Genomic DNA, 19,712 nt, shown 5'->3' on the forward strand with positions numbered 1-19,712 from the left:
GGTGGCGTGGCCGAGCCCGAGCAGGTGATCCACGGCGGCGCGGACGCCGGCAGCCTCGTCCATGCCGAAGGTGGGGTGCCGGTGCGCCGCCCTGCTGTCGGCGATCACCACCGGCACCTCCTCGGGAAGCTGCAGGTGCGGGGTGTCGAGCACCCGGGCCTCTATCACGATCACGCCGTCCACCGCGCGGTCGGTGAGGCCGCGGACGGCGGCGCGGATGTCCTTCTCGGTCGGGCCGTTGACCATCGCGACGCTCACCGAGTAGCCGCGGGCCTGGGCGCCGGTCACGACGGCCTCGAGGATGCGGACGTTGAGCACGGCGCTGAGGTTGAACATGACGACGCCGATCGTGCCGAACCGGCCGGTGGCCAGCGCCCGCGCGGCGATGTTGGCGCGGTAGCCGAGCTGTCTCATGGCCGTCTCGACCTTGAGCCGCGTGGCGGCGGTCACCCGGTCGTTGCCGTTGACGACCCGCGACACGGTCTGTCCTGACACACCGGCGATCTTGGCGACGTCCGCCATCGACGGGCCGCCGGACGCCCCCGTCCCTGGTTGCCGAGCCACGCGGGGTGCTCTCCCTTCCTCGTAGCAGCGCTGAACAAGGTCAGGCCAGGCCCTGGTGATTGGTTCCTTCGAAGTCGCTCAAGGACGTGTCGTAGTCCTTGCCGCCGACAGCGTACATCGACGTCATCCAGTGGTGGAAATTGTCGCCGGAGGCCCGAAGCCGCTGGTAGAGGCGACCGATCAGCGCCGACTGGACCTCGCCGAGCGCCGGGTCGCCGTAGCGGTTGGTCAGCTCGGACGGATCTTCTTCCAGGTCGTAGAGCTCGTTGACGCTCTCCGGGTTGACCACCAGCTTGAACCGGCGCGTGCGCAACATGCGCTGCGGATAGGGGAAGTGGTGGCCGTGGAACTCCGCGGTGATGTCCTCGCGCCAGCCGGCGGGCTCCTCCCCCAGCGCGAACGGCACCAGGCTGCGGCCGTCGGCGCCCGGCTCGGGGCCGGCCCCCGCCAGGTCGAGTATCGTCGCCGTGAAGTCGACCAGGCTGACGAAGGCCCCGGTCGACGCGCCGCCCGGCGAGCCGGGGACGCGCAGCAGGCCGGGGATGCGGTAGATGTCGTCGTACATGGCCGGGCCCTTGTCGTGCAGGCGGTGGGAGCCGGTGAACTCGCCGTGGTCGGCGGTGAAGGCCACCGCCGTGCTGCCGGTCAGGCCGAGCCGCTCCAGGGCCTCGGTCAGTCGGCCGACCTGCTCGTCGATGAGCGTCACATACCCCCAGTACGCGGCCACGAGCCGGCGCGCGGTCTCCTCGCCGAGCGTGTCGTGCGTCCAGTGCTCGCTGTAGCGCCGCTGGACGGGCGGCTTGTTCTCGAACGTCTCCTTGATCGACTCGGGCAGCTCGACCAGGTCGGGCGAGTACATCTCCAGGTACTCGCGCGGCAGCAGGTAGGGAAGGTGCGGCCCGTAGAAGTGCACGGCCATGTAGAAGGGGCGGCCGTCGCGGTGGAAGTCCTCGGCGTAGCGTTCGAGCCGGTCGATCGTGCGGTCGGCGAGGAAGCGCTCGAACGTGGCCTCCCCCGGCTGGTGCAGGACGCCCGCGAGCAGGTTGCCGGGCTCTCCGTTGGGGAAGACCCCGCGCACCTCCTCGCTGATCTCGGGTCCCGGCAGGTCGTGGCGCTCCAGCCAGGCCAGGTAGTCGGGGTGCCCCACCGGGTTGTGCCAGCCCGGGTAGTGGGCGCCGTCGAAGCCGAACTCACCGGGGCCGCGCCGCCGCCCGACGTGCCACTTGCCCTCGATGCCGACGTTGTAGCCGTGCTCGCGCAGGCGGTGGGAGAAGGGCGTGAACTCGTCCGACAGCTCCTCCGAGTACCCCACGTTGCGCTCGTAGTTGGCCAGCAGCCGGTGCCGGAACGGCAGCACGCCGGTCAGCAGGCTGGCCCTGGCGGGGGTGCAGATGGCCGACGGGGTGAAGCAGGCGTCGAAGCGGGTGCCCGAGGCGGCCAGGGCGTCCAGGTGCGGTGTGGACACGTGGGGGTTGCCGTAACAGCCGAGGGTGTCGACGCGGTGCTGGTCCGTCATCAGGAAGAGCACGTTCGTGGGTTGGCTCATCGGGCCTCCATGCTTGTTTCCGCAAACATCGGAATCACCGTCAGCAGCGGGGATCATGGCGCCTGAGCTGCAGCTCAAAGAAACCTCACCGTCATGACCTTGACGCTGATAGGTGGCGGTCATAGGTTAGCGCAAACATGGAACCGCTTCACGGGGGTCCCTGAAGGTTCAGGGCTGGGCGGGATCGTGACCGACTCGACGACGAAGAGGAGTCGCCATGGGGTCGCATCGCCGAATCCTTGGAACCCTGCCCGATGTGTCAGGCGCCGGGCGCCGTGACGTCAGCCGCCGCCAGTTCCTCGGCGGCACGAGCGCCGCCGTCCTGGCGGCGGCGCTGACCGCGTGCACCGGCGGCGGGCAGCTGAGCCGCCAGAGCCAGGCCGCCGGTAACGCGCTGCAGTGGTGGGACCAGTTCAGGCCGCTGACCAAGATGCTGGAGAGCGACCTCTTCAGCCCCTACGAGAAGAGCCACGCGGGCGTCACGATCGAACGGCGCCAGATGGACGCGCCCGACCTCGGCCAGGCGCTGCAGGTGGCGCGGCGCAGCAACCAGATGCCGGACGTGCACTCGCTGGCGGGGCTGGGCGCCGTATCCCCGGCCGCCCTGGTCAGCGAGGGCTGGTTCCAGCCGGTCGGCAAGCTCGCCGACTTCGCCGGCAGCCCGGTCGCCGGCCAGCTCTACGACGGCATCCACCGCTTCAACGGCGAGATCTACTCCTTCGCGCCGTTCTCCGGCCGGAATCACGAGGCGGTGCCGTGGTTCAACACGGCGCTGCTCAAGGAGGCCAAGGTGGACCCCGAGGACGAGCCGGCCACCTGGGACGACCTGCGCGACGTCGCCCGCCGCGTGACCAAGGGGAACGCCGCCGGCGCGTACGGGATGGTGATCCCGCTCAAGGACCCCGCGTACCTGGCGGCGCTGGTCCACCGGCTCGCGATGACCGCGGGCGCCCCCGGGCCCGGCGCCATCGACTGGAAGACGGGCGAGTACGTCCACGACTCCCAGCCGTACATCGACGCCGTCGAGTTCCTCGTCTCGCTGCAGAAGGACAAGGTCGTCCATCCGGCGTCCGCGTCGATGGGCCCCCGCGACGCCCGCGCCCGCTGGGCCGCCGGGCAGGCGGCCATCTACCCGTGGGGCGCGTGGTTCGTCGGCGGCCTGCGCGTGGACGAGCCCGAGGCGGTCGAGCGCGGGGTCGGCGTGTGGCACATCCCGTGTCCCGAGACCACCAGGAATTTCGTCTACAGCCCTCCGGCGCCCGGCACGTTCTGGGTGTCGAAACAGTCGAAGAAGGCCCAGACCGCGGCCGAGGTGCTGCTGCAGATGACCACCAAGGAGTTCCAGCTCAAGCTGGCCGCCGCCATGGACCAGCCGCCCGCGCTGGCCGAGGTGGTGGCGGAGGCGCAGGTGCACCCCGCCTACCGGCAGTGCGTCGCCAACTTCCAGGACGACGTGCGCATCGGACCGGTGCCCGAGGTCGGCACGCCGGGCGTGTGGCAGGTGCTCGCCGAGATGCGCGACATCCATCCCGACCTCGGCGACATCGTCCAGTCGGTGCTGACCGGCTCCAACTCCGACGTGGGCGGCCAGCTCCGGCGCTACAAGGACCAGCTCAGCACCGAGCGCGAGCGTGCCATCAAGGCGGTCAAGGAGGAGAAGGGGGTCGAGGTCGGCCTCGACGCCTGGGTCTTCGCCAACTGGGACCGCAAGAAGGACTACGAGCAGCAGGACTACGCCGGCCGCTGAGGGGCGGCCGGACAGGAGCACCATGACGACAACCCACGGGCAGACCTCCGCACACCCCCGGCCCGGACGGCTGAGGCGCCTGCGCAAGGACTGGTGGATCTACCTCTTCCTCCTGCCGACCCTCGTCGGGTACGGCGCGTACACCATCTATCCCCTGCTGGCGTCGTGGTGGTTCGCGTTCCTCGACTGGCCGGGCTTCGCCGACGCCGGGACGTTCATCGGCGTCGAGAACTTCGCGCGGCTGATCGAGGACGAGCTGTTCTGGAACGCGTTCTGGAACTCGATCGTGTTCCTCGTGATCGCCGTGCCGCTGCGGGTCGGGCTGGCGCTCGCGCTGGCGATCGTGCTCAACCGGAAGAAGACGCCGTTCAAGGGCTTCTTCCGCACGCTGTTCTTCCTGCCGGTCGTCACCACGGGCGCCATCGTCGGCATCGTGTTCACGCTGCTGCTGGACGCCGGCGGCCCGGTGAGCATGTCGCTCGTCTGGGCGGGCCTGATCGAGTCGCCGGCGAACTTCGCCGCCGACGCCGGCACTTCGCTCTTCGCCGGGATCGCCGTCTGGGTGTGGAAGTGGCTGGGCATCACCCTCATCTACTGGCTGGCCGCGCTGCAGACGATCCCGCAGGGCGTCCACGAGGCCGCGATGATCGACGGCGCGGGCCCCTGGGCGGAGTTCCGGCGCGTCACGCTGCCGCTGCTGGTGCCGTTCCTGGTGATCATCACGTTGATCGACACCGTGGCGGCGTTCAACGTCTTCGACCTGATGCAGACCCTCACCGGCGGGGGCCCGTCCTTCTCTTCCGAGGTGATCGAGATCTTCATCTTCCGTACGGCCTTCCAGGCCACAGTCCCCCAGCTCGGATACGCCTCGGCCGCGGCGGTGCTGTTCGGGCTGCTCACCATGGTCCTCGCGATCGCCCAGGCGCTGGGCATGCGCTGGGCCAGGAGCCGGATGGGGTCGGCATGACCGCGCCCGCGGACACCCGGCCCGCCCGCCGCCCGCTTGTCGGACGGCCGGCCCCGCGCCGCCGGCCGAGCACCGGGCAGGTGGTGACCGCCGTCCTGCTGCTCGTGCTCGGCTGCCTGTGGGTCTACCCGTTCGTCTGGCTGGTCTCGGCGTCGCTGAAGACCTCTCCCGAGATCTTCGGCACGGGGCTCGGTCTGCTGCCCGAGGAGCCGGTCTGGGAGAACTACGCCCGTGCCTGGAGCGAGGTCGGCTTCGCCAGGTATCTGGTCAACACCCTCGTCATCACCGCCGGCACGGTGGTGCTCGTCGTCGTGCGCAGCGCCCTGGCGGGCTACGTGCTGGGCCGCTACGACTTCGTCGGCAAGAAGTTCGTCATCGGCCTGTTCCTGGTCACGTTCTTCCTGCCCGAGGGCTACACGATCATCCCGATCACCCAGCTCACCGACCAGCTCGGGCTGCTCAACACTCACGCCGGCGTGATACTCGGCCTGGGCGCGGGCGGGCAGATCGCCTCGACCCTCCTCTACGCCGGGTTCTTCAGGAAGCTGCCGAAGGAGCTGGAGGAGTGCGCCCGCCTGGACGGCGCGGGCCACTTCACCGTCTTCTTCCGCGTGATGCTCCCGCTGGCCTGGCCGATCACCGCCACGGTGGTCATCCTCACGTACCTGTTCGCCTGGAACGTCTACCTGCTTCCGCTGGTGTTCACGCTCAGCGACTCCGACCTGCGGACGCTGGCCGTGGGCATGACGGTCTTCGTGGGCGAGCGGGAAACGGACTGGTCGGGGATGGCCGCGGCCGCCGTGATCTCGCTGATCCCGGTGATCGCCGTCTTCGTCGTCCTCCAGCGGAAGTTCGTCGACAGCATCGCGGGAGCGGTGAAGCAGTGACAGGAACGGAGTTTTGAAACATATGTCTGTCCATGGCCGTGAGGCACTCGTGACGATCGACACTCGCCGCCCGGCGGGCCGGATCGACGACGACGTCTACGGACATTTCCTGGAATCGGCGTTCTTCGGCAACATCGAGGGCGGCGTGTTCGATGAGGGCTCACCGCTGTCCGTCGCCGAGCCCGGCCTGCTCAACGGCGTCCGTACCGACGTGCTCGACCTGGTCCGCGAGCTGGGCCCGGGGCCGATCCGCTGGCCGGGCGGCAACTTCACCTCGGCCTACCACTGGGAGGACGGCATCGGCCCGCGCGAGACGCGGCCCAGCCGGCTGGAGCCGGCCTGGGGCGGGCAGGAGTCCAACCGCTTCGGCACCGACGAGTTCCTGGCCTGGTGCGAGGCGGCGGGCGCGGAGCCGTACCTGGTGCACTCCTGCCGGAGCGTGGACGACGCGGTGCGCTGGGTCGAGTACACCAACTCCGCCCGCGCCACCACGCTCACCGGCCGCCGCGCCGCGAACGGGCGGGCCGAGCCGTGGAAGGTGCGCTACTGGGGCGTGGGCAACGAGGTCTACGGCCCGTGGCAGATGGGCCACCGCACGGCCGAGGAGTACGCCGCCGCCGCCCGCGAGCACGCCCGGTTCATGCGCCTGGTCGACCCCGAGATCCGCCTGATCGGCGTCGGCATCCCCTGGCAGCAGGAGCAGTGGACGCGCCCGGTGCTGGCCCGCGCGGGCAAGCTGCTGGACTACCTGTCCCTGCACCTGTACGGAGCCGGCACCCACCTGTGGACCGGCGACGACTACGACGCCGTCGTGGCCCAGGCGCTGTACTTCGAGCGGGAGATCCACGCCTACTCGCGGCTCGTCACCGAGCTCGCCGCCGAGGTGGGCCTGGAGCGCCCGCCCGCGCTCGCGCTCGACGAGTGGACCATGCGCCACCTCGAACCCGAGGACTGGCCGCAGCCGCTGCCCGGCGACGACGGCGGCGTCGCCGAGCGCGAGCTGCCCGAGGCGGGCGACGGTCCGGGACGCCGGGTGCGGGTGAACCGGTGGAGCCCCCGCACGGTCGCCGACCTGGTCTTCTGCGCAGGAGTGTTCCATGCCGTCCACCGCTCCGCCGCTCTGCCCGCGCCCGTGTCCATGGCCAACCCGGTCAACCTGGTCAACGCCAACGGCCTGGTGGTCGCCCGCCCCGGTGGCGCGCTGCGCTCAGCGATCTACCACGTCTGGCACCTCTACCGGCACCACACCGGCAGGACCGTGCTGCCGTCCGAGGTGGACGGCCCGGCCAGGACGACCGCGGTCCGGCTCGGCGACAACTGGGGCCCGGACGGCCGGCTGCTCACCGCGCCCATGACCGTCCCGTACATCGACGTGTCGGCCACCCGCGCCGACGACGGCTCGGTGCGGGTGGCCGTCGTCAACCGGCACCGCGACGAGACCATCCGCGTGCGGCTCGTCCTCGACGGCAGCTCCGGCGCCACCCCCGCCCGCGCGCGGGTGCGCACCGTCGGCGGCGACGTCCCCGGTCTCGGCGCGGTCAACACGCTCGGCGCGCAGGACACGATCGCCGTGCGGGACCTGGGCGAGGTCGAGACGAGCGGCGGGGCGTGGGAGATCGCGCCGCACTCGGTGACCGTGCTGACCCTTCTCGGGGAGCCTTCGTGACCCAAAATGCCGGCCACCCCCGTCCTCTCCTCGTCCGCCCGCACTGGCAGGACCTGTGCGGCGAGTGGGGCTACGCGACCGACGACCACGACCGCGGCCTGGCCGAGGGCCGGCACCGCGACGCCGGGGCCTTCACGCGCGCGATCACCGTGCCGTACCCGCCCGAGAGCGAGCTGTCCGGCGTCCACGAGCCCGAGCCGCACCCGATCGTGTGGTACCGCCGCACGCTGCGCCTGGAGCGCGAGCCGGGGCCGGACGAGCGGCTCCTGCTGCACTTCGGCGCGGTGGACTACCGGGCGCGGGTGTGGTTCAACGGCGAGTACGCCGGCGAGCACGAGGGCGGTCACACCCCCTTCACCTTCGACGTCACCGAGGCCGTCGTCCCCGGCGGGGAGCAGGTCGTGGTGGTCCGCGCGCAGGACGAGTGCGACGACGCGACCCAGCCGCGCGGCAAGCAGGACTGGCGCGGGGAGCCCCACAACATCTGGTACCACCGCACCACCGGCATCTGGCAGCCGGTCTGGGCCGAGGTCGTGCCCGCGCTGCACGTCCGGGAGCTGCACTGGACCCCGGACGTGCCCGGCGCCGCGGTCGCCGTCGAGGTCGAGCTCTCCCAGCGGCCGGACCCCGCCGTGGACGTCCACGTGGTCCTCACCCTCGGGGACGAGGTCCTGGCGGAGCAGACGTGCCGCGCCGACCGGCGGGACGGCCGGTGGGTGATCGCCGTCCCGGCCGCCCGGCACCAGATGGAGCTCAGCGGGCTCCTGTGGACGCCGGAGCGGCCGACCCTGCTGGACGCCCGCGTCGAGCTGCGCCGCGACGGCGTCCTGATCGACGCGGTGACCTCGTACGTCGGCCTGCGCAGCGTCGGTGTCAGGGACGGCAGGTTCCTGCTCAACGGCCGGCCCCGGTTCCTGCGCCTGGTCCTCGCCCAGAACTACTGGCCCGGCTCCCACCTGGCCGCCCCCGCTCCCGGCGCGCTGCGCCGGGAGGCCGAACTGGCCAAGGAGCTCGGGTTCGACGGCGTGCGGGTGCACCAGAAGGTCGAGGATCCGCGGTTCCTGGCCTGGTGCGACCGGCTCGGCCTGCTGGTGTGGAGCGAGATGCCCAGCGCGTACGAGTACTCGCCCCGCGCCGTCGAGCGGCTGACCCGCGAATGGCTGGAGGTCGTCGCCCGCGACCGCAGCCATCCGTGCGTGGTGACGTGGGTGCCGTTCAACGAGAGCTGGGGTGTCTGGCACGCGGCGGACGTGCCCGAGCAGCGGCACGCCACCGCCGCGCTCTACCACCTCACCAAGGCGCTCGACGGCACCCGGCCGGTGATCTCCAACGACGGGTGGGAGCACACGGAGAGCGACATCTGGGGTCTGCACGACTACGCGCCCACCGGCGAGTCGATCCGCGAGCGTTACGCCGGGCCCGAGGCGCTCGCGCGCATCCTCGGCGACCGCCCGCCCGCGCGGCGCGTCGCCCTGCTCGGCGACCCGGTCCGGCGCGGGCAGCCGGTCGTGCTGTCCGAGATCGGCGGGACCAGCCTCCGCCCGGCGCCGGACGAGGCCTGGCACGGGTACGGCACCGTCGGCTCCACGGAGGAGCTGACCGAGGGGTTCCGGCAGCTCGTGGACGCGGTGCTGGACAATCCGGAGCTGGCCGGTCTGTGCTGGACCCAGCTGGCGGACACCGAGCAGGAGCGCAACGGGCTGCTGACCGAGGACCGAGAGCCCAAGGTGCCCGCGGAGACCATCCGCCGCATCCTCACCCGCCCGGCCCGGTCGGTGCCCGCCGAGGCCATCGACGCGGCCCGCCGCGCGGCCAGGGACCGCTGAGCGTGCTCGCGACCGCACACCCTTGACATCCGCGGATGTGACGAGTTAGCGTCCTCGAAACCCAGGATTAACGTTCACGTTAACGTTAATCCTGGGCCCGGAATTTCTATGGGAAGGACGCCTGCGAGCGTGGAGACCACCCATGTTCCGGCCGAGGACCTACGCCGCGCGCTGATCGCGGCCGATCCGAAGCTGTCCAAGTTCAATCCCCTCCCCCGCATCCTCGCCTTCGACGAGTTCACCACCGGAACGCACGGTTGGTGCGAGCTCATCGGCAATCACGACGGCCACGGAAATCTCGACACGGTGGACGTGCACATGCGCGACTTCCGGCCGCCGCAGCTCAGCTCGTGCGATTTCTTCGACATCGGCACGCACGCCGCGATGAGCGGCAATTACGCGCTCAAGGTCGCCACCCGCCCGGTGGCCGGCCACACGGCGGTCGCGATCCGCCGCCTCACCATGGCCAGGCGCGGCGTGGTGCAGTTCGAGACGTACTTCACCTACAAGAGCGAGGCGGCCACGGCCGAGTCCTCGCTCGGCAACAGCTTCGGCGACATCGAATGGGACGGGAACCTGCACCCGTCCGAAGCCCAGTTCGGGGCGTTCACCGTGGCCACGGACCTGTGCGACGGCGAGGGCATCCGCTATCACTGCGTCGCCCGCTACCAGAACACCGACCTGGACAACAGGTTCACCAGGCGCTGGATCTACCCCGTGGTGCCCGAGCCCACCCCCAGGGAGAACCTGCACAACCAGGAGAACCTGTCCCCGGTCGAGGACTTCACCGCCCCGAATCCGGAGGACTGGCGCCCGCTCGACGACAAACCGCAGTACCTCTGCTACAACGAGGTGCCGACAAAGGTCAATTGGCACTACCTGCGCTGGCAGTTCGACACCAGGACGCGCACCAATATCGAGCTCCAGGTGAACGACCGGGTCATGGACATGCGACATGTCCCGGTCCCGCAGTATCCCGACAAATATGACGGCCTGGAGAACCTGCTCAATTTCTACGTGAGCGTGCGCACCCATTCTCCGGTACGCAACTTCCTCTTCCTCGATTCCGCACTCATTTCCGTGGATTGGTGAACACCGGCATGAGGCATGCTCTTACCGCCGTTCTGGAGCGCAACACCACCTTCACCAAGGATTTCGTCACCGAGCCGTACGAGGCCGGATGGGCGGCCGAGGCGCGCTGGTTCGTGCGGACGCTGGAGCTGGAGGGCCAGGAACTGCGCCTGACCGCCCAGATCTCCCCCGACGGCCTGCACTGGTGCGACGACGACGAGACCACCGAGCAGATCGTGAAGGAGCCGGGCCTGGTGTCCCTGCGGGTGCGCGAGTTCGGCCACTGGCTGCGGCTGCGGGCCACGCTGGCGGGCGGCGACCCGCGGGCCAAGGTACTGATCTACCTGGCCCTGAAAAGCTGAGAAAGGTACGACCATGGCAACAAGCAGGCGCCAGTTCCTGACCCTCCTGGGAGCCGCCGGCGCCGCAGTCGCGGGGTGCGCCCCTGGCGGCCCGGCGACGGGATCGGCCTCGGGAGGTAACCGGCCGTTCAACGCGGCGTTCTACCAGGCGATCAACGATCTGGACCCGCACGGGGCGAGCGCCGTCGACGAGGCCTCGCTCCTCGCCAACCGGCAGATCTACGACACGCTCGTGGCCAGGGACGGCGACCGGCTCGTGCCGCGCCTGGCCACTTCGTGGAAACAGCCCGACGACACGACGTGGGAGTTCACCCTTCGCGAGGACGTCGTCTTCCACGACGGCACCAAGCTGACCTCGGCGGACGTCAAGGCGTCGCTGGAGCGGCTGGCCGCGTCCGACGGGCCGCAGAAGCCCCTGTGGTCCGCCGTGGACGCCGTCGAAGCCCCCGACGCGGGCACCATCAGGATCACCACCAAGGATCCGCTGGGCACGATGCTGGTGAACCTGACGCTCGCCTTCATCATCCCGGCCGCCCGGATCGGCAAGGCCGACCTGTCGCGCAGCCCGATCGGCAGCGGGCCGTTCGCCGTCGAGTCGTTCACGCCGTCGTCCCAGCTCCTGCTCAAGCCCGTGCCCGGCTACTGGGGCGGCGCGGCCAAGCTGCCCGGTCTGCGCCTGCCGTACATCCCCGAGGCCTCCACCCGCATCACCTCGCTGCAGAACGGCGAGGTGGACGTCACCTGGATCATCCCTCCCGACGAGCTCAAGCGGCTGGGCGGCGTGAACGGCGTGAAGATCGACAGCAAGCCGGGGGTGAACTACTTCCTCGCCTGGTTCAACTGCGGCAGGAAACCCTTCTCCGACCCGCGGGTGCGCCGCGCGCTCCATCACGCGCTCGACGTCAAGAGCATCGTCTCCAGCCTGTACGGCGACGCCGCCACCGTCATGGACGCCCCCATCCCGTCGGCCGTCTTCGGCCACGCGCCCCAGCAGCCGTACGACTACGACCCCGACCTGGCCAAGCGCGAGCTGGCCGAGGCCGGCCACGGCTCCGGCATCCGCACCTCGATGATGTGGTTCAAGGACACCGGCCCGCTGGCCACCGAGCTGGCACAGTCGATCATCTCGGCCTGGGCCAAGGTCGGCGTCGTCGTCGAGCCGCAGCAGATCGAGAAGGCCGCCTGGCTCAAGCGCCTGACCGCGCTCGACTGGGACATCGAGCTCCAGGTCAACACCGTGACCACGGGCGACGCCGACTACACGCTCGGCCGGCTCTACACCAGCGAGGCCAACCGCATGGGCTACCGGAACAAGGAGCTCGACGGCATCCTCGCCAAGGCACGCTCCACGTCCGGCCAGGACGAGCGCAAGTCGTTGTACGCCCAGGCGTGCGAGATCATCTGGCGTGACGCGGTCGGCGTCTTCCCGGCGGCGCTGTCCAGCACGTACGGGCTGCGCTCCTCGGTGGCGGGATTCGTCCCGGCGGCCAACAGCCAGCCCGAGTTCCGCACGGTGTCGACCGCCGGATGATCCCTACGGAACGAGAGTGACATGCGCGAGGCACGCCGTACCACTCTGAAGGACATCGCCGAGAGCCTCGGCGTCTCGGTGAACACCGTCTCCCGCGCGCTGTCCGACAAGGACAGCGTCGGCGTGGAGACGAGGAACCGGGTCAAGGCCGAGGCCGAGCGGCTCGGTTACGTGCCGAACGTGACCGCCCGATCCCTGGTGCTGGGCTCGGCGAGCACGCTCGGCATGGTCATCACCAATCCGTCCAACCCGTTCTACGCCCAGCTCATCAGCGGCATGGAGCAGCGCTGCCGGGAGCACGGCTACTCCCTGCTGCTGATGGCGACGGAGGAGAGCCTGGACAACGAGCGGCGCGCGGCGGAGGAGCTGCTGCGGCGCGGCGTGGACGGCGTGCTCGTGGTGACCGTGCAGGAGGGGGCCGAGCACTGGCGGCGGTTCAGGGCGGCCGGGGTGCCTCTCGTCCTGATCAACCGCGACGTGCCCGAGCTGAACACCGACCTGGTGGGCGTCGACCATGTCCAGGGCGGCTACGAGGCCGCCAGGCACGCCGTCGCCCAGGGCGCCAGGAAGATCTACTTCCTGGAGGAGGACCTGCACGTCTCGTCCGTCGCCGACCGGGTCGAGGGCTACCGGCGGGCCATGGCCGACAGCGGCCTGCCCATCGAGCCGGACACCCTGATCAAGGTGCCGACCCGGCGGCTGGAGCAGAGCGCGATGCCGTGGGACCCGAGCGAGGCCTACCGGCTGGGCAGAGAGGTCGTGCGGACCGCTCAACGGCCGATGGCGTTCGTCGCCGGCAACGACTACTTCGCGCTCGGCGTCTACCGGGTGGCGAACGAGGAGGGCCTGCGCATCCCCGACGACATCCTGGTCGTCGGCTACGGCGGCCACCCGTTCGCGCCGTACGTGATCCCCTCGCTGACCACCGTCGAGCTGCCCGCCGCCGACATCGCCGTGTCCGCGGTCGACCACATGCTCCGGCGGCTGGGGCGGCCGGCGGCGGGGAGGCCTCCCGAGCACATCCTGTTCCCGCCGCGGCTGGTCATCCGGGCGTCGAGCGGTGGGGGCGTCACATGACCGCCTTCGTCGGACGGCGGCTCGCCCAGGCGCTGCTGCAGGTCTGGGGCGCCATCACCATCGTCTTCATCGCGCTGCGCGTGCTGCCGGGCGACCCGGCCGAGCTGATCCTCGGCAGCCAGGCCACGCCGGAGGCGCTGGAGGCGCTGCGCGACCGGCTCGGGCTGCGCGACCCCCTGCCCATCCAGTACGCGCACCACCTCCAGGACATCGTCACCCTCGACTTCGGCCAGTCCTGGCGGCAGGGTGTCAGCGCTCTGGACGCCTGCCTGGAACGGCTGGGGCCGACCCTGTCGCTGTCCGTCTGGGCCATGGTGATCACCATCGTGCTGGGCTTCGCCGCCGGCTCCTTCGCCGCCCGCCGCGCGAACACCTGGGCCGACCACCTCGTCTCGGTGTCCTCGCTGGTCGGCCAGGCGCTGCCGCCGTTCTGGATCGGCATCATGCTGTCGCTGATCTTCGCCCGGTGGCTGCAGATCCTTCCGAGCACCGCCGACGGGACCCTGGTCAGCCTGCTGCTGCCGGCGCTCACCCTGGCGCTGCCGTTCGTCGGCTGGCTGGGCCGGCTCGTACGGACCGGGATCCTCGAGGAGATGAACCAGGACTACGTCCGGACGGCCCACGCCAAAGGGCTGAGTCACCGGGTCGTCTTCTACATCCACGTGCTGCGCAACACCCTGGTCCCGGTGGTGACCATGCTCGGCCTGCTCATGGGCTACTTCATCGCCAACGGCGTGATCGTCGAGGTGATCTTCGCCTGGCCCGGGATCGGTTCGCTGCTGATCGACTCGATCACCTTCCGCGACTACGCCGTGGTCGAGGCCGTCCTCACCGTGATCACGGTCTGCTACATCGTGCTCAACCTGCTGGTCGACGTGCTCTACGTGTACCTCGACCCCAGGATCCAGTTGGAGAACGCCTGATGTCAGTGAAAGCCCCGAGCCGACCGGCCGCGTTGCCGCTGCGGGCTCGCCTGGCGCTCGGGACCGTGCTGGTGTTCGCGACGGCCGGCGTGCTCGGGCCGCTGCTGGCGCCGTTCGACGCCGCCCGCACCAGTCCCGTCGACCGCCTGCTGCCGCCGGGGACCCGGTTGTCCGACGGCGCCGTCGCCTGGCTCGGCACCGATCAGGTCGGCCAGGACATCCTTGCCGAGGTGCTGGCCGGGATGCGCACGTCGTTGACGGTGGCCCTGGTGACCGTGCTGGTCGGCGGGACGGCCGGGCTGGTGCTCGGGCTGTTCGCCGGCTACTTCGGCGGCTGGGCCGACGGGATCATCTCCAGGGTCGGCGACATCCAGCTGGCCTTCCCCAGCCTGCTCCTGGCGATCCTGCTGGCAGGAGTGCTCGGCCCGAGCATGGTGAACGTGATCATCGCGCTGGCGGTCACCCGGTGGGTGATCTTCGCCAGGGTGGTGCGCGGCTCGGCGCTCGCCGTGCGCGACCGGGAGTTCGTCGACTCGGCCCGGGTGATGGGCGCCTCGCACGGGCGCATTCTCGTGCACTACATCCTGCCGTCGTGCCTGCCGCCGCTGCTCGTCGCGGCGACCGTGCAGGTCGGCCTGACCATGGTCGCCGAGGCGTCCCTGAGCTTCCTCGGCCTCGGCGTCCCGGCCTCCCAGGCGTCCTGGGGCGCGACGATCGCCGAGGGCCGCGACTACCTGGCGTCGGCCTGGTGGATCGCCGCCGCGCCCGGAGCCGCGCTGGCCCTCGTGGTGGTGAGCATCGGAGTCCTCGGCGACCTGTTGCGCGACGCCTCCGACCCGATGACGGAGCTGTGACGATGGCCAATCTGCTGGAGGTCCGCGAGCTGGCGGTGGAGTTCGACACCCCGGAGGGGCCGCTGCGTGCCGTACGCGGGGTGTCCTTCGAGGTGGGCGAGGCCGAGACGCTCGCGATCGTCGGCGAGTCCGGCAGCGGCAAGAGCGTCACCGCGCAGACGCTGATGGGCCTGGTGCCGCTGAACGCGCGGATCGCGGGCGGTCGCGTGGCCATCGAGGGCCGCGACGTCGTCGGCCTGTCCGACCGCGAATGGCGGGAACTGCGCGGCGAACGCATCGCGATGATCTTCCAGGATCCGCTCAGCGCCCTGAACCCGTCGCTGACCGTCGGCTACCAGATCGCGGAGATGTTCCGCAGGCACCGCGGCACCCGCAGGGCCGAGGCCAGGCGGCGGGCGGCGGAGCTGATGACGCAGGTGGGCATCCCGGACGCCGAGCGGCGCCTGGACGACCACCCGCACCGCTTCTCCGGCGGCATGCGGCAGCGCGTGATGATCGCGATGGCGCTGGCGCTCGATCCCCTGCTGCTCATCGCCGACGAGCCGACCACCGCCCTCGACGTCACCGTCCAGGCGCAGATCCTGCGGCTGCTGCGGCAGCGCCAGCAGGCCCAGCGGCTCGGCATGATCCTCATCAGCCACGACCTCGGCGTGGTGGCGCGTGCCGCCGATCGCGTGGCCGTCATGTACGCCGGCCGCGTCGTCGAGACGGGCACCGTGGCCGAGGTGTACGAGCGGCCCGCGCACCCGTACACGCTGGGCCTGATGCGGGCGGTGCCCGATCCCCGCGACATCGGCGCCCCGCTGGAGGCCATCGAGGGTCAGCCGCCCGACCTCGCCGCGCCGCCCGCGGGCTGTTCCTTCCATCCGCGCTGTCCGTTCGCCAGGGACGTCTGCCGCACCGACGACCCCTTGCCGCGTGAGCTCGGTACCCGCAGGGCCAGCGCCTGCCACTTCGCCGAGGAGGTGGCGGCGCATGGCTGAGCCGTTGCTCGAGCTCACCGATCTGGTCACCACCTACCGCCTGCGGGCCGGGATCGGCCGGCCCGGCGGCGAGGTGCGCGCCGTGGCCGGCGTCAGCCTGACCGTCCACGCGGGAGAGACCGTCGGCCTGGTCGGCGAGTCCGGCTGCGGCAAGTCCACGGTCGCGCGGACCATCGTCGGCCTGGTGCGCCCGTCCAGCGGCAAGGTCCTGTTCGAGGGCCGCGACCTGGCCGCCCTGCCCGCCAGGGAGCTGCGCAGGCTGCGCCGGGAGATCCAGCTCGTCTTCCAGGACCCGTACGCCGCGCTGAACCCCCGCATGAAGGTCGCCGACCTCATCAAGGAGGCCTGGCGGATCCATCCGGGGCTGGTGCCGCGCGAGCGGTGGGACGCGGAGGTCGGCGCTCTGCTCGACCGCGTCGGCCTGCGCCCGGAGCACGCCGGACGCTACCCCCACCAGTTCTCCGGCGGGCAGCGGCAGCGCATCAGCATCGCCCGCGCGCTCGCCGTCCGCCCCCGCCTGATCGTCTGCGACGAGGCGGTCTCCGCGCTCGACGTCTCGGTACGGGCCCAGATCCTCAACCTGCTCGGGGAGCTCCAGCGGGACCTGGGTGTGGCGTACCTGTTCATCTCCCACGATCTGGGCGTCGTCCGTCACCTGTGTGACCGGGTGGCGGTGATGTACCTGGGCAAGGTCGTCGAGACCGGCTCCAAGGAGGACGTCTACCGGAGCGCGGCCCACCCGTACACGCAGGCGCTGCTGTCGGCGGCGCCGAGCGTGGACGACTGGAGGGACGGCGAACGCGGCGAGATCGTCCTGTCAGGAGATGTTCCCTCACCGTTGGACCCGCCTTCAGGCTGCCCTTTCCGAACACGCTGCTGGAAGGTCCAGGATCGGTGCCGCGACGAGGAGCCGGCGCTCGTCGGCCGGGACACGGGTCATCCGGTCGCGTGCCACTTCCCCGACGCACCGGCGACACCCGCGGCCGATCATGGCCGCGTCCAGAAGGAGTGATCCATGCTTGGCAAGTCCCTGTCAGTGCCGGCCGTGGCCGCCGTTATTGCCGCGGCCACGTTGACGGGCGCCGCCCCGGCCTCGGCCGCGGCCTCCGCCTGCGCCGACGCCCCCGTTCCCGCGCACGTCACGACGACCGCCGTGTTCAACGACCCCGCGGGCGGGGACCCGGCCGCCCTCGTGCGCACGCTCTGCGGCCTCGTCCGGCAGACCCCCGCCGGAGCCCGCATCCAGGTCGCCCACTTCGTCATGTCGGGCGCCGCGGGCACCGAGTTCGCCGACGAGCTGATCAAGGCGCACCAGCGGGACGTGGACGTACAGGTCATCCTGGACGGGGACACGCGCGGCGCGACCGTGGCCGGCAAGCTCTCCGCCGCGCTGGGCACCGACACGGCGGCCGGTTCGTGGACGCACGTCTGCAGCGGGCCGCTCTCCGGCGGCACCGCCGCGTGCATCGGCAACAAGGGGCAGCACAACAAGTTCTACCTGTTCTCCCGCACGGGCGACGCCTCCGACGTGGTGGTCCAGTCGTCGGCCAACCTGACCGACCTCAACTCCTCCACGTACTGGAACAACGCGGTCGTCCTGCCCGGGAACCGGCGCCTGTACGACGCCTACTCCGGCTACTTCGGCGACCTGGCCGCCGAGCGCAAGAACCTCGACTACTACCGCGTCGTCCAGACCGGCGGCCCCGGCGGGTCGGTGCGGGCCTCCTTCTTCCCCAAGGCGGACGGCGACCCCATCGTGGACGAGCTCGGCAAGGTGTCCTGCCGGGGCGGCACCACGATCCGGGCCGGCATGTCCGAGTGGGACACCTTCCGGATCGCCATCCCCGCCAAGCTCCGCGACCTGGCCGCCCGCGGCTGCACGGTCCAGATCGTGTACGGCATCATGAGCGACGAGGTCAAGCAGCTCCTGCTGGCCGAGCCGCGCGTCGAGCTGCGCACCCTGGGCGACGGCGGCGCGCTGCCCGGCCGCGTGCACTCCAAGTACCTGCTGATCGAGGGCTCGTACGACGGCGACCGCGACGCCCGCTGGGTGATCACGGGCAGCCACAACTACATCGAGACGTCGCTGCGCCGCAACGACGAGACGCTGCTGAGGCTCAACAACAAGGCGATCTACCGGCAGTACGTCGCCAACTTCGAGCGCATGCGCGCCGTCGCGCCCCTGGCCGGTTGATCCTGGACGCCGGCCGGCGATCCCGATCGCTAGCCGGCGTCCTTGTGGTCGGCCAGGACCTCGTCGATGACCCGCCGCTGGACGGCGGCCTGCTCCTCGTCGGTGCCGAGCTTCTCGGCCAGCACGATCAGCGCCTTCCACAGTGCCCAGCCCCGGGCCCGCGCCCACATGGCGCGATCCTGGCCGATGGCCCTGCGGAAGGCCTCCCTGCTGTCGCCCGAGAACATCGTCCAGGCGATCACCAGATCGCAGGCGGGATCGCCGACACCCGAGGTTCCGAAGTCGATGACGGCGGCCAGCTTTCCGTCCCTGACCAGGAGGTTGCCGCCGGCGATGTCGCCGTGGAACCACACCGGCGGCCCGGACCAGGTCGCCTCCAGGGCGGCGTCCCAGACGGCCGAGGCCAGGCCGGTGTCGAGCTGACCGTCCAGCGCGGCGAGGGCGCGACGGGTGTCCTCGTCGTAGTGCGCCGGCGGCGCACCCCTGTAGAAGCTGTGCGCACCGGCCGCGGGCCCGCCCGTGGCGTCGACGCGCCGCAGCGCGAGGAGGAATCCGGCCACCGACTCCGCGAACGCGCACGGGTCGTCGACGCGGTCGAGGGTGGCCGTCCGCCCCTCCATCCACCTGCGGATCGACCAGCCGAACGGGTATCCCGCGCCCGGTACGCCCTTGGCCAGCGGCATGGGGACCGCGACCGGCAACGACGGCGCGAGGACCGGCAGCCATCGATGTTCCTTGTCGACCGCCGGCGCGTATCCGGCGGCGGTGGGGAGGCGCACCGTCATCTCCTCGCCGAGGCGATAGGTGCGGTTGTCCCAGCCATCGACCTCGACCGGCGTCACGGGCAGATCGCCCCACTGCGGGAACTGGTCCTCGATCAGCCGCTTGACCAGCGAGGCGTCGATTCCGGCACGTCCGTCGGGGGGCACACTGTCGATCACCCCGAGAGTGTGGCCGCCGCGACCGCCGCCGTGCAAAGGGTTTTCAGGCCGGCCTCTCGTCCTCCTCGAAGCGGAGCGCGCCGCCGATCTGCGCGCCCAGCTCCAGCTGGTCGTAGTAGATGCGGTGGCTGACGATGAGATCGTCCTCCACGGTCGAGACGCTGCACGCGCGCACGAGGATGGGACGGCCGGTCGCCGCGGCCACGCCCCCTCCGGGCATCAGGTAGGCGCCCTTGTGCGTGCCGCTCAGGGTGTACTCCGCCACCAGGGTGTCGCCCAGGACCGTGAGCGACTGAACGGTGCACCTCGAGTCCGGGAACGCCTCGATGAACGCGCCGTAGTAGGAGGCGATCTCGTCCCTGTCCTGGCCCACGCCGTCCGGCGCGACGAGGACCGCGCCGCGGCTGAAGGTGTCCGCGAGGCCGTCCAGGTCGTGGCGGTTGAAGGCCCTGCGCAGCCGGTCCAGCGGGCGTCGGGGATCAGACATCGACTCATTTTAATAGTCGAATGGGCAATTATTGGGCCAACCCTTAGTACAGAAGCCAATATCGGGCATAGGTCGTTTTCTAGAGA

Annotated in this window: 18 protein-coding genes; 14 read left to right on the forward strand and 4 right to left on the reverse strand. The window is 70.8% G+C overall.

Features of this window, described 5'->3' with window-relative positions:
- The coding region (locus tag ACWEPL_RS33515) for a LacI family DNA-binding transcriptional regulator (RefSeq protein WP_452438554.1) at window positions 1–564 on the reverse strand (564 nt) is incomplete at its 3' end.
- Window positions 565–604: 40 nt separating this feature from the next.
- Complete coding sequence (locus tag ACWEPL_RS33520) at window positions 605–2,110, reverse strand: sulfatase-like hydrolase/transferase (protein WP_452438555.1); 1,506 nt, start codon at window positions 2,108–2,110, stop codon at window positions 605–607.
- A gap of 256 nt (window positions 2,111–2,366) precedes the next feature.
- On the opposite strand from ACWEPL_RS33520, the gene ACWEPL_RS33525 reads away from it, so the two are divergent.
- From ACWEPL_RS33525 to ACWEPL_RS33590, 14 genes are all read left to right on the forward strand, one after another.
- Window positions 2,367–3,857 (forward strand): ABC transporter substrate-binding protein, encoded by a 1,491-nt coding sequence (locus ACWEPL_RS33525; RefSeq protein ID WP_452438556.1) that lies wholly within the window; start codon window positions 2,367–2,369, stop codon window positions 3,855–3,857.
- A 22-nt stretch (window positions 3,858–3,879) separates the two neighbouring features.
- On the forward strand, window positions 3,880–4,824 hold the full coding sequence (locus ACWEPL_RS33530) for a carbohydrate ABC transporter permease (protein WP_355209310.1): 945 nt from the start codon (window positions 3,880–3,882) through the stop codon (window positions 4,822–4,824).
- Window positions 4,821–5,711 carry a carbohydrate ABC transporter permease gene (locus ACWEPL_RS33535; RefSeq protein WP_452438557.1) on the forward strand — a complete coding sequence of 297 codons (891 nt, stop codon included), beginning with the start codon at window positions 4,821–4,823 and terminating at the stop codon, window positions 5,709–5,711. Before ACWEPL_RS33530 ends, ACWEPL_RS33535 begins: the two co-directional genes overlap by 4 nt.
- A gap of 49 nt (window positions 5,712–5,760) precedes the next feature.
- Entirely contained in the window at window positions 5,761–7,377 is a 1,617-nt protein-coding gene (locus ACWEPL_RS33540) for an alpha-L-arabinofuranosidase C-terminal domain-containing protein (RefSeq protein WP_452438558.1), read from the forward strand.
- Window positions 7,374–9,203, forward strand: a complete 1,830-nt coding sequence (locus tag ACWEPL_RS33545) for a glycoside hydrolase family 2 protein (RefSeq protein ID WP_452438559.1) — start codon at window positions 7,374–7,376, stop codon at window positions 9,201–9,203. The genes ACWEPL_RS33540 and ACWEPL_RS33545 overlap by 4 nt, the downstream gene beginning before the upstream one ends.
- A gap of 129 nt (window positions 9,204–9,332) precedes the next feature.
- Window positions 9,333–10,295 carry a DUF6772 family protein gene (locus ACWEPL_RS33550; protein WP_350734141.1) on the forward strand — a complete coding sequence of 321 codons (963 nt, stop codon included), beginning with the start codon at window positions 9,333–9,335 and terminating at the stop codon, window positions 10,293–10,295.
- Window positions 10,296–10,303: 8 nt separating this feature from the next.
- Complete coding sequence (locus tag ACWEPL_RS33555) at window positions 10,304–10,636, forward strand: hypothetical protein (RefSeq protein WP_350734139.1); 333 nt, start codon at window positions 10,304–10,306, stop codon at window positions 10,634–10,636.
- A gap of 13 nt (window positions 10,637–10,649) precedes the next feature.
- Complete coding sequence (locus tag ACWEPL_RS33560) at window positions 10,650–12,167, forward strand: ABC transporter substrate-binding protein (protein WP_363971789.1); 1,518 nt, start codon at window positions 10,650–10,652, stop codon at window positions 12,165–12,167.
- A gap of 21 nt (window positions 12,168–12,188) precedes the next feature.
- Entirely contained in the window at window positions 12,189–13,244 is a 1,056-nt protein-coding gene (locus tag ACWEPL_RS33565; protein WP_452438560.1) for a LacI family DNA-binding transcriptional regulator, read from the forward strand.
- Window positions 13,241–14,167, forward strand: a complete 927-nt coding sequence (locus ACWEPL_RS33570) for an ABC transporter permease (protein ID WP_363971793.1) — start codon at window positions 13,241–13,243, stop codon at window positions 14,165–14,167. The genes ACWEPL_RS33565 and ACWEPL_RS33570 overlap by 4 nt, the downstream gene beginning before the upstream one ends.
- Window positions 14,167–15,021, forward strand: a complete 855-nt coding sequence (locus tag ACWEPL_RS33575) for an ABC transporter permease (RefSeq protein WP_397372568.1) — start codon at window positions 14,167–14,169, stop codon at window positions 15,019–15,021. The genes ACWEPL_RS33570 and ACWEPL_RS33575 overlap by 1 nt, the downstream gene beginning before the upstream one ends.
- 2 nt (window positions 15,022–15,023) lie before the next feature.
- Window positions 15,024–16,004 (forward strand): ABC transporter ATP-binding protein, encoded by a 981-nt coding sequence (locus ACWEPL_RS33580; RefSeq protein WP_452438561.1) that lies wholly within the window; start codon window positions 15,024–15,026, stop codon window positions 16,002–16,004.
- On the forward strand, window positions 15,997–17,016 hold the full coding sequence (locus ACWEPL_RS33585; protein ID WP_452438562.1) for an ABC transporter ATP-binding protein: 1,020 nt from the start codon (window positions 15,997–15,999) through the stop codon (window positions 17,014–17,016). Before ACWEPL_RS33580 ends, ACWEPL_RS33585 begins: the two co-directional genes overlap by 8 nt.
- A 3-nt stretch (window positions 17,017–17,019) precedes the next feature.
- Complete coding sequence (locus ACWEPL_RS33590; protein WP_452438563.1) at window positions 17,020–18,198, forward strand: phospholipase D-like domain-containing protein; 1,179 nt, start codon at window positions 17,020–17,022, stop codon at window positions 18,196–18,198.
- Window positions 18,199–18,227: 29 nt separating this feature from the next.
- Here the strand turns inward: ACWEPL_RS33590 and ACWEPL_RS33595 are convergent, their stop codons facing one another.
- A complete protein-coding gene (locus ACWEPL_RS33595; RefSeq protein ID WP_452438564.1) occupies window positions 18,228–19,139 on the reverse strand; it encodes an aminoglycoside phosphotransferase family protein in 912 nt (303 codons plus the stop codon).
- A 43-nt stretch (window positions 19,140–19,182) separates the two neighbouring features.
- Window positions 19,183–19,626: an ester cyclase gene (locus tag ACWEPL_RS33600; RefSeq protein WP_452438565.1), complete on the reverse strand. Its 444-nt coding sequence runs from the start codon at window positions 19,624–19,626 to the stop codon at window positions 19,183–19,185.
- Between the last annotated feature and the right edge of the window lie 86 nt (window positions 19,627–19,712).

The sequence above is a fragment of the Nonomuraea sp. NPDC004186 genome (genome assembly GCF_053603495.1).

Excerpts from the sequence above, each read along its gene's own strand:
- ACWEPL_RS33520 (WP_452438555.1), bottom strand. The coding sequence starts at position 2,110 with ATGAGCCAACCCACGAACGTGCTCTTCCTGATGACGGACCAGCACCGC.
- ACWEPL_RS33530 (WP_355209310.1), top strand. The coding sequence starts at position 3,880 with ATGACGACAACCCACGGGCAGACCTCCGCACACCCCCGGCCCGGACGG.
- ACWEPL_RS33535 (WP_452438557.1), top strand. The coding sequence starts at position 4,821 with ATGACCGCGCCCGCGGACACCCGGCCCGCCCGCCGCCCGCTTGTCGGA.
- ACWEPL_RS33555 (WP_350734139.1), top strand. The coding sequence starts at position 10,304 with ATGAGGCATGCTCTTACCGCCGTTCTGGAGCGCAACACCACCTTCACC.
- ACWEPL_RS33560 (WP_363971789.1), top strand. The coding sequence starts at position 10,650 with ATGGCAACAAGCAGGCGCCAGTTCCTGACCCTCCTGGGAGCCGCCGGC.
- ACWEPL_RS33565 (WP_452438560.1), top strand. The coding sequence starts at position 12,189 with ATGCGCGAGGCACGCCGTACCACTCTGAAGGACATCGCCGAGAGCCTC.
- ACWEPL_RS33570 (WP_363971793.1), top strand. The coding sequence starts at position 13,241 with ATGACCGCCTTCGTCGGACGGCGGCTCGCCCAGGCGCTGCTGCAGGTC.
- ACWEPL_RS33575 (WP_397372568.1), top strand. The coding sequence starts at position 14,167 with ATGTCAGTGAAAGCCCCGAGCCGACCGGCCGCGTTGCCGCTGCGGGCT.
- ACWEPL_RS33580 (WP_452438561.1), top strand. The coding sequence starts at position 15,024 with ATGGCCAATCTGCTGGAGGTCCGCGAGCTGGCGGTGGAGTTCGACACC.
- ACWEPL_RS33585 (WP_452438562.1), top strand. The coding sequence starts at position 15,997 with ATGGCTGAGCCGTTGCTCGAGCTCACCGATCTGGTCACCACCTACCGC.
- ACWEPL_RS33590 (WP_452438563.1), top strand. The coding sequence starts at position 17,020 with ATGCTTGGCAAGTCCCTGTCAGTGCCGGCCGTGGCCGCCGTTATTGCC.
- ACWEPL_RS33600 (WP_452438565.1), bottom strand. The coding sequence starts at position 19,626 with ATGTCTGATCCCCGACGCCCGCTGGACCGGCTGCGCAGGGCCTTCAAC.